Source organism: Sulfitobacter sp. 1A12056, from assembly GCF_043558125.1.
Lineage (GTDB): Bacteria > Pseudomonadota > Alphaproteobacteria > Rhodobacterales > Rhodobacteraceae > Sulfitobacter > Sulfitobacter faviae.
In genome coordinates this window covers 171,348-184,504 of sequence record NZ_JBIFFY010000004.1, presented here as the reverse complement: position 1 = coordinate 184,504, position 13,157 = coordinate 171,348, and the positions used below count along the sequence as shown (strand labels likewise).

General features: G+C 64.7%; 12 protein-coding genes. All 12 read right to left on the bottom strand.

Annotated features, from left to right (window positions below; genetic code table 11):
* Window positions 1-3: 3 nt before the first annotated feature.
* Window positions 4-1,503 carry a class I adenylate-forming enzyme family protein gene (locus ACGYLD_RS10615; RefSeq protein WP_271692214.1) on the bottom strand — a complete coding sequence of 500 codons (1,500 nt, stop codon included), beginning with the start codon at window positions 1,501-1,503 and terminating at the stop codon, window positions 4-6.
* 53 nt (window positions 1,504-1,556) lie between these two features.
* Window positions 1,557-2,324, bottom strand: a complete 768-nt coding sequence (locus tag ACGYLD_RS10610; RefSeq protein ID WP_394402501.1) for an oxepin-CoA hydrolase, alternative type — start codon at window positions 2,322-2,324, stop codon at window positions 1,557-1,559.
* A complete protein-coding gene (locus ACGYLD_RS10605) occupies window positions 2,321-2,728 on the bottom strand; it encodes a PaaI family thioesterase (RefSeq protein ID WP_271692216.1) in 408 nt (135 codons plus the stop codon). The genes ACGYLD_RS10610 and ACGYLD_RS10605 overlap by 4 nt, the downstream gene beginning before the upstream one ends.
* Entirely contained in the window at window positions 2,709-3,842 is a 1,134-nt protein-coding gene (locus ACGYLD_RS10600; RefSeq protein ID WP_394402499.1) for an acyl-CoA dehydrogenase family protein, read from the bottom strand. Before ACGYLD_RS10600 ends, ACGYLD_RS10605 begins: the two co-directional genes overlap by 20 nt.
* Window positions 3,839-5,038 carry an acyl-CoA dehydrogenase family protein gene (locus ACGYLD_RS10595; RefSeq protein WP_394402497.1) on the bottom strand — a complete coding sequence of 400 codons (1,200 nt, stop codon included), beginning with the start codon at window positions 5,036-5,038 and terminating at the stop codon, window positions 3,839-3,841. The genes ACGYLD_RS10600 and ACGYLD_RS10595 overlap by 4 nt, the downstream gene beginning before the upstream one ends.
* Before the next feature lie 11 nt (window positions 5,039-5,049).
* Window positions 5,050-6,225: an acetyl-CoA C-acyltransferase gene (locus tag ACGYLD_RS10590; RefSeq protein ID WP_271692220.1), complete on the bottom strand. Its 1,176-nt coding sequence runs from the start codon at window positions 6,223-6,225 to the stop codon at window positions 5,050-5,052.
* Complete coding sequence (locus ACGYLD_RS10585) at window positions 6,222-8,318, bottom strand: 3-hydroxyacyl-CoA dehydrogenase NAD-binding domain-containing protein (protein WP_271692221.1); 2,097 nt, start codon at window positions 8,316-8,318, stop codon at window positions 6,222-6,224. Before ACGYLD_RS10585 ends, ACGYLD_RS10590 begins: the two co-directional genes overlap by 4 nt.
* Window positions 8,319-8,334: 16 nt before the next feature.
* On the bottom strand, window positions 8,335-9,123 hold the full coding sequence (locus tag ACGYLD_RS10580; protein WP_271689045.1) for an IclR family transcriptional regulator: 789 nt from the start codon (window positions 9,121-9,123) through the stop codon (window positions 8,335-8,337).
* Window positions 9,120-10,460 carry a TRAP transporter large permease gene (locus ACGYLD_RS10575; RefSeq protein ID WP_394402494.1) on the bottom strand — a complete coding sequence of 447 codons (1,341 nt, stop codon included), beginning with the start codon at window positions 10,458-10,460 and terminating at the stop codon, window positions 9,120-9,122. Before ACGYLD_RS10575 ends, ACGYLD_RS10580 begins: the two co-directional genes overlap by 4 nt.
* Window positions 10,460-10,993: a TRAP transporter small permease gene (locus ACGYLD_RS10570; RefSeq protein ID WP_067267049.1), complete on the bottom strand. Its 534-nt coding sequence runs from the start codon at window positions 10,991-10,993 to the stop codon at window positions 10,460-10,462. The genes ACGYLD_RS10575 and ACGYLD_RS10570 overlap by 1 nt, the downstream gene beginning before the upstream one ends.
* 26 nt (window positions 10,994-11,019) lie before the next feature.
* Entirely contained in the window at window positions 11,020-12,075 is a 1,056-nt protein-coding gene (locus ACGYLD_RS10565) for a C4-dicarboxylate TRAP transporter substrate-binding protein (protein ID WP_271692223.1), read from the bottom strand.
* 267 nt (window positions 12,076-12,342) lie between these two features.
* A complete protein-coding gene (locus tag ACGYLD_RS10560; protein WP_271692225.1) occupies window positions 12,343-13,113 on the bottom strand; it encodes an MBL fold metallo-hydrolase in 771 nt (256 codons plus the stop codon).
* Window positions 13,114-13,157: the final 44 nt, after the last annotated feature.

Here is a 13,157-nt window from a genome sequence, read left to right as displayed (position 1 = left end):
CTGTCACGCCAGTTGATCGGCAAAGGCTGTCAGCAAGCGGTGCTTCAGAATCTTGCCCGTGGGTGCTGCGGGCAAATCGGTCGCCACGATGATCTGCGACGGGCGTTTGTAGCCCGTGAGCCGTTCCTTGACGAAACCACGCAACTCCTCTGCCGTGACCTCGTCCCCCGGTGCCACCTGCACGAAGGCCAACACCTCTTCGTCGCCCTCGCGCCGCCGTCCGACCACCGCCGATTGCACCACGCGCGGGTGATCGTTCAACGCGGCCTCCACCTCAGGCGGATAGACGTTGAAACCGCCATGGATGATCAGCTCTTTTGAACGTCCGAGGATGTGCAGCCGCCCCTCCTTATCGAGCTTGCCCAGATCGCCGGTGTGTAGCCAGCCCTCGGCGTCGATGGCTTTGTCGGTCTCAGTCGGGTTGCGGTAATAGCCCTTCATCACATGCGGGCCGCGCACCAGCACCTCGCCCTCGCCCGCGCCATTGCCGCCGGGGGCTTGGTCGTCGATCTTGCACTCGGTGCCCGGCGTCACCGGCCCGACGGAGGTATCGGGGGAGCCAAGCGCATTGGTCGTGGCCGAGGCGCCCGAGCAGGTCTCGGTCATGCCGAAACCGTTTTGCAGGGGCAGTTCGTAGAAAGCCTCAGCCTTGCGCTTCCACGCAGGATCAAGCGGTGCACCGCCGGAGGAGACATAGCGTAGGGTCGGGCTTTCCAGTTTCGGCATGCCGCGCTCGCGCGAGTATTGCATGACCAGCGCATGCATCTGCGGCACCGCAGGCAGGATCGTGACATCCTCATGGGTCGCGGCATGGAGTTTCGCGGCGGAAAAGCGGCTCTCCTGCCGCACCTTCGCGCCCGCGCTCACGGCGGCCATCAGGACCGAGACGAGGCCAAAGACATGGGTCATCGGCAAGACGCCATAGACCACATCCCCCGGCACCATCTGACGCAGATCGGCCGAGGCCCGCGCCCCGAAGCGCAGGTTGGAATGGGTCAGCATCACGCCCTTGGGATCGCCCGTGGTGCCGGTGGTATAAAGCAGCACCGCCACGTCATGCAGATCGGCATCCGGGCTGCTGGGCTGTGGCGTGGCCAGATGCAAGCTGCCGAAATCGCCTGCAATCTCGCGTGCGTCCAGCCGCGCTGCATGGGCCGCCGCCTCGGGCGAGACTTCGCAGGTCAGCAGCACCGCCGCCGGGGTGGCGTGGTCGAGAATGCGTTTCACCTCGGCCTCGCTCTGGCGGGCGTTGACGGGGATCGCCACGGCGTCCAACTCCCACGCGGCATAGAGCCCGGCCACGGCGGAAACGCAGTTTTCCACCATCAACAGCACGCGGTCGCCCGCCTGCACCCCCGCGGCCCGCAATTCCGCCGCCAAAGCCCGACGCGCGCGGTCCAGATCGGCAAAGCTCCAAGCCGCACCGCTGGCGTCGCTCAGCGCTGGTGCCTCTGGGCGGGTCGCCAATTGCTCAGCTAGAAAATCCTGTACCCTGGCATTCATGGGTGTCTCCTCCTGCCTAATAGCGGCCCCCTCCTCCGGCAGCCGCCGCCCGGCTAGAACCGGGGCTTTCGTTTCTCCAAAAAGGCCGCGATGCCCTCGGCGGCCTCGTCGCCGCCTGCGGCGCGGGCCATGGCGTTGCGCTCGGCGTCGAGCTGCGCGGCCACGTCGGTCTCATAGGCCTGCCCGACCAAGGCCCGGATCGTGCCTTGCGCCGCGCACGGACCCGCGGCCAGCGTGTCGGCCAGCATCAGCGCCTCGTCGAGCGCGCGACCGTTCGGGCAGATGCGGTTCACCGCGCCCAGTTCGGCAAAGCGCATGGCCATGACCGGGCGGCCCAGCAGGCACATCTCCATCGCCAAGGGGCGCGGCAGGAGCCGTGCGAGTGACGCCGTCAGCCCCGCATCGGGCACAAGCCCGGCCTTGACGTAGGCGGCGGTGAACTGCGCGTCCTCGCAGGCCACGATCATGTCGCAGGCCAGCGCCAGTGACAGGCCCGCGCCCGCGGCACCACCTTCGACGGCGGCAATGACAGGCACCGGGCAGGCGCGGATCGACCGCACCAGATCATGCAGCGCATCGACCCGCTCGCGGCGGACCTCTTCGGTCAGCTTACGGCGTTCGATCAGCACGTTGAGGTCGCCCCCGGCGCAGAAGAACCGCCCCTCGGAGGTCAGGATCACCGTGCGAATGCGCGGCTCCTCGGCCAGTCGCATCGCCTCGGCGATGGCGTCGTAGAGCGCGGGCGTCAGCGCGCCGCGTTTCTCGGCGTTACCGTTCCAGACGATCAGCCGGTCGCCGCGGTCCTCGATCCTTGCGCTCATGTCTTGGCCCTCTTGAATACGCCGGTGGCGCGCGACAGCAGGCGGCCTTCGGCATCGTGAAGCTGTGCCTCGGCGTAGAGAATCTTGAAGCCCCCGCCGGTGACGCGCCCCGTGGCGATGACCTGCCCTTCGCGGACCGCGCCGATGTAATCGGTGGTCAGCGAGAGCGTCAGCATCGGCACGAAAGGTCCGCTCATCGCGCAGTGCCGCGCGCAGGCGAAACCGGCAGCAACGTCAAGCATCAGCGTATGCAGCCCGCCGTGCAGCACGCCCGAGACATTGAGGTGCTGCGGGCCGAGATCAAGCGTCACGCGGGTGCTGCCATCGGGGTTCGACAGGTCGGGGGTAAACCCGATCAGCTGCTGAACCCCGCTGGTCGGTGCATTATGCGGCGGATAGTGCAATGAACCGCTCCAGATGATGGTCAACATCGCCAAAGCGGTGGTCCGCCATGGTGATGCGCTTGGCGATATGCGCCAGTTCGTACTCTTGCGTCATGGCGATGCCGCCATGCATCTGGATCGTGTCCTCCGAGACCAGACGGCCAACGCGGCCCATCAGGTTCTTCGCCGCCGAGACGTGACGCTCGCGGCTGGCGCGATCGTCCTCCAGATGGCCCGCCGCGTTGATCACGGCCGAGCGCGCCTGTTCGAGGTCGATGAGCAGGTCCGCCATGCGATGCGCCAGCGCTTGGAAGCTGCCGATGGGGCGGCCGAACTGCTTGCGGGTGCCGAGGTACTCGCGAGTGAGGTCGCAGGCGGTCTCCATCGCGCCCAGCGTTTCGGCGCAGAGCGCGGCGGTGGCCTTGGCGGTGCGTGTCTCGATGGCGTCAAATGCCTTGCCCGCCGCGCCCAGACGGGCGCTTTCCGGCAGGGTCACGTCATCCAGCGTTACCTCGGCGGCGCGGCCACCTGCAAGCAACGCATAGCCGGTCACCGAGAGCCCCTTGGCATCGGCGGGCACGAGGAAGAGCGAGATGCCGTCGCGGCCCCCCGCCTCACCGCTTTCGCGGGCGGAGACGACGAGTATGTCGGCGGCCTCGGCATTCGCCACCACGGCCTTGCGACCGCTGAGCACGATCTGGTCGCCGTTTTGCGTGGCCGAAGTGGTGACGCGCTCGAGGTCATAGCGGCTGCCCGGTTCGCCATGGGCGAAGGCGAGTTGCCGCGCGCCGCCGATCAGTTGCTCGATATGCTCCTGCTGTTCTTCGGTCCCAAGGTCGGCGATCAGCCCCCCGGCCAGCACGGCACTGTCCAGAAGCGGCTCAACCACCCCGGCGCGGCCCAGTTCTTCGAAGACCACGGCAAGGTCGAAACCCGCGCCGCCGAAACCGCCCTGCTCTTCTGTGAAGAGCGCGCCGATCACGCCCAGTTCAGCCAGACCTTCCCAGATCTCGGTCGAATAGCCGGTCTCGCTTTCAAGGATGCGGTTGCGGGTCTCGGTGTCGTATTTGTCGCGCAGGAAGCGCCGCAGGCTGTCCTGCAGCATCTGGCGTTCTTCGGTCAGGTCGAAATTCATTTGCCACCTCTCAGCATGGTCTTGGCGATGATCTGGCGCTGGATCTCGTTTGAGCCGCCGAAGATCGACAGCTTGCGGTTGTTGAAATATTGCGCGGCCACGGGGCCGGCCTCATGCGGGTCGGGCAGCGCGTCGTTGCTGCCTGCCACCGCTTCCGAGGCAAAGGGCATGGCGTAGACCCCGGCGGCGCGGCGGGCCAGATCGTTGATCTCCTGCCGAATGATCGTGCCTTTGACCTTCAGCATGGAGCTTTCCACGCCCGGCGCCTGCCCTGCAGCGGCTTTCGAGATGATGCGCAAGTTGGTCGTGGCCATCGCCATCAGGTCGATCTCGGCCTGTGCCACGCGGGCGGCGAAATGCGGGTTCTCGATCAACGGACGGCCCCCGGCCATCTCGGATTTGGCGATGCGTTTGACGGCCTGCAGACCGGCCTGAGAGAAGCCCACGCCCGCGATGTTGGTGCGCTCATGGGTCAGCAGGTACTTGGCGTAGGTCCAGCCCTTGTTCTCTTCGCCGACGAGGTTCTCGGCGGGCACTTTCACGTTGTCGAAGAAGACCTCGTTCACCTCGGCGCCGCCATCCAGCAGAATGATCGGGCGCACGGTGATGCCCGGCGTGTCCATGTCGATCAGCAGGAAGGAGATGCCCTCTTGCTGCTTCACCTCCTTGTTCGTCCGCACGAGGCAGAAGATCATGTTGGCGTGCTGGCCCAGCGTGGTCCATGTCTTCTGACCGTTGACGATGTAATGATCGCCGTCCTTCACCGCGGTGGTCTTCAGCGAGGCGAGGTCGGAGCCTGCGCCCGGCTCGGAATAGCCCTGACACCACCAGTCTTCACCCGAAAGGATGCGCGGCAGCCAGTAGTCCTGCTGCTCTTTCGAGCCGAACTTCTGCAGCACTGGCGCCAGCATCGACAGGCCGAAGGGCACGATGCGCGGCGCGTGGTGGGCGGCGGCTTCTTCCTCGAAGATGTGGCGCTGCACGGCGTTCCACGCCGCCCCGCCGAACTCCTTGGGCCAGTTGGTCGCAAGCCAGCCCTGTTCGTTCAGGATCGCGTGCCAGCGCTCATGGTCGTCCTTCGTCAGTTCCTGCCCGCGGCGCACCTTCTCGGAAAGCTCTTTCGGCAGTTTCTCGGCGAGGAATTGACGCACCTCCTCGCGGAAGGCGCGTTCTTCGTCTGTATAGCTCAGGTCCATGTCGGCCCCCTTTAGTAGATTTCGAAGAGGCCAGCCGCCCCCATGCCGCCGCCGATGCACATCGTCACGACGCCCAGTTTCGCGCCGCGGCGGTGGCCTTCGCGCAGGATGTGGCCGGTCATCCGCGCCCCGGTCATGCCGAAGGGATGGCCGATGGCGATCGAGCCGCCGTTCACGTTGCACTTATCGGGGTCGATGCCCAAACGGTCGCGGCAATAGAGTGCCTGACTGGCAAAGGCTTCGTTCAGCTCCCAGATGTCGATGTCATCGACGGTCAGCCCATGACGCTCCAGCAGGCGCGGCACGGCGAAGACCGGGCCGATGCCCATCTCATCGGGCTCGCAGCCCGCGACGGCGAAGCCGCGGAAGGCGCCCATGGCCTGAAGGCCCTGCTGCTCGGCTTGCTTGCTGTCCATCAGCACCAGTGCTGCGGCACCGTCCGACAACTGGCTGGCGTTACCGGCGGTGATGAAGGCCCCCTCGCCGCGCACCGGCGTGAGGCCCGCAAGCCCCTCCATCGTGGTATTGGGGCGGTTGCATTCATCGCGGTCCACGGTGACCTCGCGGGTGGAGATCTCCTTGGTTTCCTTGTCCTGCACGCCCATGGTGGTCTGCATCGGCACGATCTCGTCGTCGAAGAGACCGGCCTCCTGCGCCTTGGCGATGAGCTGCTGGCTGCGCAGACCGTAGGCGTCCTGATCCTCGCGGCTGATGTTGTAGCGTTTGGCCACGATGTCGGCGGTGTCGATCATCGCCATGTAGACCTCGGGCTTGTGCTCTTCCAGCCAAGGCTCCTTGACCGATTTCACATGCGGCTGGATGAGCGAAATGCTCTCGACCCCGCCCGCGACCATCGGGCCTGCGCCCTCCATGCAGATGGCATTGGCGGCCATGGCGACGGTCTGCAAGCCGGATGAGCAGAAGCGGTTCACGGTCACGCCCGAGGCGGTGACCGGCAGGCCCGCGCGCAGGGCGATCTGACGCGCGATGTTCGAGCCGGTGGCCCCTTCGGGGTAGCCGCAGCCGATCATCACGTCCTCGATGGTCGAAGGCTCAACGCCCGACCGTTTCACGGCCTCGGCGACCACATGGCCGCCCATGGTGGCACCGTGGGTCATGTTGAATGACCCGCGGAAGGATTTGGCCAACCCGGTGCGGGCGGCGGAGACGATAACGGCCTGTTTCATTTGGCAGCTTCCTTGTTCAGATCATCAAAGTTTCGGTTGGTTTTGACCAGTTCGGCCAGCAGCGGCGCGGGTTTCCAGAACCACGGGTCCTGTTCGGCGAAACCTTCGATCGCCGAGAGCACGTTGGGCAGTCCTTGAATGTCGGCCCATTTCATCGGGCCGCCCCAGTAGCGCGGGAAACCGTAGCCGAAGAGCAGCGTCATATCCACGTCGAGCGGGCGTTTGGCGATGCCCTCTTCCAGCACCTTGGCGGCCTCGTTGACCATGGCGCACATGTAGCGGCGCACGATCTCGGCATCGGTGAAGTCGCGCGGGGTGATGCCGCGCTCCTTCTGCTCTTCCTCGATCAGGCGGGTGACTTCCGGGTTCGGCGTGCCGCCGCGCTTGCCCTTCTCGTAGATGTAGTAACCCTCGCCGGTCTTCTGGCCGAAGTGGCCCTGTTCGCAAAGCCGGTCGATATAGGTCGGCACGCGCTCCTCGGGGTGGCGTGTCGCGGCCTTGCGCTTGCGCGTGGCCCAGCCGATGTCGAGACCGGCGAGGTCGGCCACGGCGAAGGGGCCCATGGCGAAGCCGAATTTCTCCAGCGCCGCGTCGATTTTGTAGGGGCTGGCGCCGTCCAACACCATATGGTCCGCCGCGGTGCGGTAAGTGGCGAGGATGCGGTTGCCGATGAAACCGTCGCAGACACCCGCGCGGACGCTAACCTTGCCCAGTGCCTTGCCAAGCGCGAAGCCGGTGGCGACCACGTCTTTCGCGGTCTTGTCGGCGACGACCACCTCGAGCAGTTTCATCACATGTGCGGGCGAGAAGAAGTGCAGCCCGATCACGTCCTCGGGGCGTTTGGTGGAGGCGGCGATCTCGTTCACGTCGAGATAGGAGGTGTTGGAGGCCAGCACGCAGCCGGGCTTGCATACCGCGTCGAGCTTGCCGAAGACGTCCTTTTTCACGTCCATATCCTCAAAGACCGCTTCGACCACCAGATCGACATCCCGCAGGCTGTCGTATTCGGTGGAGACGGTCAGCGCCGTGCCGGTCAGCTGGTCGAACTTCGCCTGATCGATCTTGCCGCGCTTCAGCGCGCCGGCGAGGTTGCCAGAGATACGCTCATGCGCGGCCTTGGCGGCCTCTTCCTTCATCTCGATCAGCACGACCGAGAAGCCCGACAGCAGCGCCGCGGTGGCGATGCCCGCCCCCATGGTGCCGCCGCCGATGACGCCGATGGCTTTCAGCTCGCGCGGCTCGACGCCCTTGAGTTCGGGCAGGTTGCTCACGGCCCGCTCGGAGAAAAAGGCGTGGATCATGCCCTGCCGCTGGTCGGTGTTCATCAGTTCCGAGAAGATGCGACGCTCGGCCTTCATGCCCTCCTCGAAGGGTTTTTCGACACCTGCCTGAACGGCGCGCACCGCCTCGGCGGGGGAAATCTGGCCGCGGCCTTTCTTCAGCGTCGCCTCATAGGCGGCATCCCAGTCGATGGGCGCAGGCGCGGGCATCTCGCAGATCGGACGGCGCTCGGCACCGCTGTCGAGCAATTCGCGGACGTAGGCGAGGCCAACCTCCTGCGGATCGCCCTCCTCCACGCGGTCGACGATGCCCATCTCCAGCGCCTGCGGTGCCTTGATGTGGCGGCCCGTGGTGATGGCGTCGAGCGCAGGTTCCACGCCGATCAGACGCGGCAGACGTTGCGTACCACCTGCCCCGGGGATGAGGCCAAGATGCACTTCGGGCAAACCGACACGCGCCGAAGGCTGGGCGATGCGGTAATGCGCCGATAGCGCCACCTCGAGACCGCCCCCGAGGCTCACGCCGTGCATGGAAGCCACGACCAGCAGCGGCGAGGCTTCGATGCGGTTGCAGAGATTAGGCAGATGCGGCTCCATCGGTGGTTTGCCGAACTCGGTAATGTCTGCCCCGGCGATGAAGGCGCGCCCCTCGCCCACGATCATCACTGCGCGCACGCCGTCTTCGGCCTCGGCACGGTCCATGCCATCGGCAAGACCCTGCCGCACGGCTTGGCTCAGCGCGTTGACGGGCGGGTTTTCGATGCGCAGCACGACGATGTCGTCATGGCGGGAATAGGCGATCTTGTCGGTCATTTTAATAACTCCTTTTCTATCCGCGCCGTGACAGGGCGGGTGCCCGTCCGGTGCGTTGTTCGATGCCGCTGACCACGTCGCGCAGGGCTGGCCCCACTTGTGACAGAATGCGGTCGTCGGGCAAGTCCGCCGGCAGCGCGCCGCAGCTAAAGGACACCGGCTCTCCGAACTCACCGGCGTAATAGGGCACGCTGACCGCGTTTACATTGCGGGCATAGCGGGTGTCGGGCGGGGCCAGCACGAAGCCCTGTGCCAGCAGTTGCTCATAGCCCTCACGGCGGAAATCGCGCAGCCGGTCGTCGGGTTCCAGCGCTTCGAAACGGTCTTCGTCAAGGCTGGCCAGCGTGGCCAGACCCGAGGAGGAGCCATAGACCGGAATGCGGTGCCCCGGCTCCAGCCAGATCGTCGAGGCCGTGCGCGGCCGCCAAGTGCGTACCAGCATCATCCGGTCGCCATCGCGCACGGCGATCAGCGCCAGCGTGCGGGTCTCATCCGCCAGTTCCTGCATCGCATCCGACGCCATATCCACGAAACTCACCGCGACAGAGGCGACGGAGCCGAGCGCTATCGCCGCAGGCCCAAGCCGAAACTTGTCGTTGCGCCCGCCATGCGCCAGATACCCCAACTCGCACAGCGTATAGGTCAACCGCGACACGGTGGGTTTCGGCAGCCCCGTCCGCTCGGCGATCTGGGCATGGCTCAGCCCGCTATCGCTTGCGCGAAAGGCCCGCAGAATGCCCAACCCCCGCGCCAGCGTATTGGCGAACTTGCGGTCCGTGACGGTATCGGAAGCCGCCTGATTCATCGCGCCGCCATCGGGATCAGGAGCGAGATCATCGGGAAGGACATGATCAGGATCAGCACGATCACATCGACGCTGAGAAAGCGCGTGATCCCGGCAAAGATTTTGTCGATCGGCGCTTCGCGGCCCACCACGTTGGCGATGACGAAGACGTTCAGACCCACCGGCGGGGTGATCAGGCCGATCTCCAGCAGCTTGATGACCACGACGCCGAACCAGATGAGGTTCAGGTCATAGCTTTCGACCAGCGGGATCATCAGCGGCAGGGTCAGCACCATGATGCCGATGGGATCAAGGAACATGCCCAAAAGCAGGTAGATCAGCGCGATGCAGAGCATCAGGACCACCAGCGACATCTGCGCGTCAGAGACGAAGCCCACGATGGTGCCAGCGACGCCAGTCAGCGCGACGAAGGCCACGAAGATCTTGGCCGAGGCGGCGATGAGGAAGATAGCGGAGGTCTGCACGCAGGTCTCTTTCACCGCAGCCCAAAGACCGGCCCAGTCAAGCTTCTTCTGCACGAAACCGATCAATGTGGCCGAGACGACGCAGACGGCGGCGGCCTCGGTCGCGGTGAAGATGCCGCCGTAGATGCCGCCGATGATGAGCACGAAGAGCAGCAGCGCGGGCCAGCTTTCGAGCGCTGCGGTCCAACGCTCCCCGGCGCTGTAGCGCTGGTCGGTCGAGGGGGCGACCGATGGATCGCGCCAGACCCAGACGGCGATGACCAGCACGAAGCCCATCAGCGTCAGCAGCCCCGGCAGAACACCGGCGAGAAAGAGCGAGGAGATCGAGGTCTCGGTGAAGATGCCGTAGATGATGAACAGCACCGATGGCGGAATGAGCGAGCCCAGCGTGCCACCCGCCGCGACCGAGGCGGTGGCGAGGCGCGGGTCATAGCCCATGCGCAGCATCTCGGGCGTGCAGATCTTGCCCATGGTCGAGGCGCAGGCGATGGACGAGCCGGTGATCGCGGAAAACCCGCCGCAGCCCATGACGGAGGCCATGGCGACCCCGCCCGGCAGCTTGGTCAGCCAGACCTTGGCCGCATGGTAGATTTTCGTCGTGATATCCGCGCGATAAGCGATATGTCCAAGCGCCACGAAGAGTGGGATCATCGACAGATCGTAGGAATGGATAAGGTCGAAGGAGTTCGAGAACACCATCGAGGTGGTCGCCTTGATCGCGCGTTCGGGCATGAAAGTCCCGGTGCGGAAGGCGAAGATAAAGAAGGTGGCGACGGTCGCGACCGAGGCCAGCGTGAAGGCGATCGGCACCCGCAGGGCCAACATGATCAGTACCGCGGCAAAGGCGATCATTCCGATGGTCGAAGCATCCATTAGCGCAAGTCCTCTTCAACCATAAGGTCAGCCGCGTGATGTTGCTCATCCGAGACGACGCCGCCCGCAAGCACGGTGCGCCCGTCGCGCCATGTCAGCTCGGCCAGCCGCAAGAAAGTGGCGATCATCCCGATCAGGAACAACAACCGTCCCGGCCATTTCGGCAGGTTCAGGTCGCCGTAGAAAAAACTGCCCTTCTCCACCACGGAGAGGAATTCGCGCCCGCCGGAATAGATCAGCGGCGCCAGCGCCAGCATCCCGATGGCAGAGCCTGCCACGATCAGCACCGAGCGTGCGCGTTCGGGGAAACGGTCGGTCACGAAGGCGACCGAGACATGCGCACGGGCAGCGGTCGCGGCGGCGAGGGGCAGCAGGATGGCGGCAACCATGAGCTCTCGCACCATGGTCACGCTATCGGGCACCTGACTGGCAAAGAGCGCGCGGGCGATCACGTTGGAGGTGATCAACACCCCCAAGGCAATCACGGCCAAAGCGCCCAGACCCAACAGGATTTTCTCCAGATTTACCAACATATGCTGCCCCTCCCCAGTGTCAGCGATCAGTTACCGGCGGCGTCCCATGGGTAGCCGTTGGCGTCACGCTCTTCGGTGTATTTGGCGATCAGCGCCTTATACTCTTCCAGCAGTTCCTCACCGGGCAGACCGGCGGAGCTTGCCGTTTGCACCCATTCGTCAAGGAACTTCTCACCGGCTTTGACCAGTTTCGCGCGGTCCTCTTCAGGCAGAGTGATGACCTCGACGCCCTGCTCTTTCATGGAGGCGATGGCCTTTTCGTTGGCGGTGGTGATCAGGCGACCGAATTCGTCGGCCATGTCCGCGCCAACCTCGGCCAGCGTGGCCTGCTGCTCTTCCGTCAGGCTGTCGTGCATGTCCTTGTTCATAAAGATGCCAAGACCGCCGACCTGACCCCAATCGAGGATCGTATAGCTGTCCATCACCTCGGCCTGTTTCAGCGCCGCGACGGCATAGCTGTAGCCCTGCGAGCAGTCGATCAGACCGGTGTCGAGCCCTTGGTAGGCGTCATAGATCGACATGTTGACCATGTTCGCGCCCTGCTCGCCGAAGACCTTGCCATAGGCGCCGACGCCGCGGACCTTCTTGCCCGAGATATCGTCGACGGATTTGATCGCGCCGCCCTTGCAGCCGATGTTCACCTGAGAGGTGGTCCAAGTGCCGATGTAGACGAGGTTCTTGTCGGCGAGGTCTTCTTGAATGGCTTCGTTGCTGCGCATCAGCTCATCGGTGGCGCGCATGCCGACCCAAGCGTCGGGGTTGTTCACCGGCAGGTCGGCGATACCGTAGCCCGCCATCTCCTGCGGGTAGTAAACCGCGATGACCGAGCCGGTGTCGGCCACGCCATCGGCCAGCGATTGCACGGCGGCATTGGCTTTGAACAGCGCCCCGCCCCACTGGATGTCGAGGCGCATATCGCCGTCGGACCGTTCGGCGACCTGATCGGCGAACCACTGCAACGCCTGCGCGCGCGCACCGCGGTTCGGCCCGGCTTCCCCATGAATCAACACGGTCTCAGCGCTTACCGCGCCACCAGCCAGCGCCAGAGCTGCGGCGCAGCTCAGGTGTTTGAAAATTGTCATGTCGGCTCCTCCCAGAGACTTGTTTCGCAATGCGAACTGTTGTTTCGCATTTGTCGCAGGTCACGCTAGTCCGCGGACCGAAGGCGATCAAGCGAAACTTCGACCATCGGCAGGGAGAGCGGTTAGGCTATTGAATTTGTTAAGGGAAAATTTCCCGAAGGATGGTGCAGGCGTGGAACAGCCCCACCAGACCCCGGAATCGGCTGCTCGGATCGAACGGCCCGTAGAAAAGGCGGCCACGCCCGCTCAGGACATGGCCGCTGAATTTCAATACCAGTCGCCGAATTTGACCTCGACATCGGTGCCGACGCGTTTGGCGAACTCTTGCGGGTCTTGGGTGCCGCCGTCTTTGCCCCGGAAGTGATAGGGGTAGACGTAAGCGGGCTTGAACTCGGCCACCGCCGAGGCGGCGGCGTTGGAATCCATGGTGAAGGGCAGGTTCATGCAAACGAAAGCCAGCGAGATATCGGTCAGCCCGCGCATCTCGGGCGTGTCTTCGGTATCGCCCGAAATATAGACGCGGAAGCCGTCGAAGCCGAGGATATAGCCGTTGTCGCGCCCTTCGGGGTGGAACTTCTTGCGCTCTTCGGTGGTGTTATAGGCCGGGATCGCGTTGATCGGCAGGCCATTGAACTCGGTATTCTCGCCATTGGCAATTTTGCTGGCCTTGGCGGCAAGCGCTTCGGGCAGCATGTCGAAAACGGCGGGGTTGGTGATGATCTGCACGTCATCGCCCGCCAGCGCGGCAAGCGTATCGGCATTGTAGTGATCGCCATGCTCATGGGTGATGAGGATCAGATCCGCCGCCGGGAAATCGCTGTATTGCGCGGGCTCGCCCACCGGATCGACATAGATCACGCCCTTTGGCGTCTCCAACACGATCGAGGCGTGATCGACGGGGTGCACGGTGATCGGCCCTGCGTCGGTGTCGAATGTATCACCGTTCTGCGTGGCGGCGCGGGCGGCGAAAGGCAGCAGCGTCACGACGCCAGCTGCGGCGGCGGAGGTGGCAAGGAAATGGCGGCGGGTATGGGACATTTCAGGCTCCTGTTGGTTGCTGGAACGGGACATAGCGGCCCCGC

Excerpts from the sequence above, each read along its gene's own strand:
- ACGYLD_RS10615 (WP_271692214.1), bottom strand. The coding sequence starts at position 1,503 with ATGAATGCCAGGGTACAGGATTTTCTAGCTGAGCAATTGGCGACCCGC.
- ACGYLD_RS10610 (WP_394402501.1), bottom strand. The coding sequence starts at position 2,324 with ATGAGCGCAAGGATCGAGGACCGCGGCGACCGGCTGATCGTCTGGAAC.
- ACGYLD_RS10600 (WP_394402499.1), bottom strand. The coding sequence starts at position 3,842 with ATGAATTTCGACCTGACCGAAGAACGCCAGATGCTGCAGGACAGCCTG.
- ACGYLD_RS10595 (WP_394402497.1), bottom strand. The coding sequence starts at position 5,038 with ATGGACCTGAGCTATACAGACGAAGAACGCGCCTTCCGCGAGGAGGTG.
- ACGYLD_RS10590 (WP_271692220.1), bottom strand. The coding sequence starts at position 6,225 with ATGAAACAGGCCGTTATCGTCTCCGCCGCCCGCACCGGGTTGGCCAAA.
- ACGYLD_RS10585 (WP_271692221.1), bottom strand. The coding sequence starts at position 8,318 with ATGACCGACAAGATCGCCTATTCCCGCCATGACGACATCGTCGTGCTG.
- ACGYLD_RS10580 (WP_271689045.1), bottom strand. The coding sequence starts at position 9,123 with ATGAATCAGGCGGCTTCCGATACCGTCACGGACCGCAAGTTCGCCAAT.
- ACGYLD_RS10575 (WP_394402494.1), bottom strand. The coding sequence starts at position 10,460 with ATGGATGCTTCGACCATCGGAATGATCGCCTTTGCCGCGGTACTGATC.
- ACGYLD_RS10570 (WP_067267049.1), bottom strand. The coding sequence starts at position 10,993 with ATGTTGGTAAATCTGGAGAAAATCCTGTTGGGTCTGGGCGCTTTGGCC.
- ACGYLD_RS10565 (WP_271692223.1), bottom strand. The coding sequence starts at position 12,075 with ATGACAATTTTCAAACACCTGAGCTGCGCCGCAGCTCTGGCGCTGGCT.
- ACGYLD_RS10560 (WP_271692225.1), bottom strand. The coding sequence starts at position 13,113 with ATGTCCCATACCCGCCGCCATTTCCTTGCCACCTCCGCCGCCGCAGCT.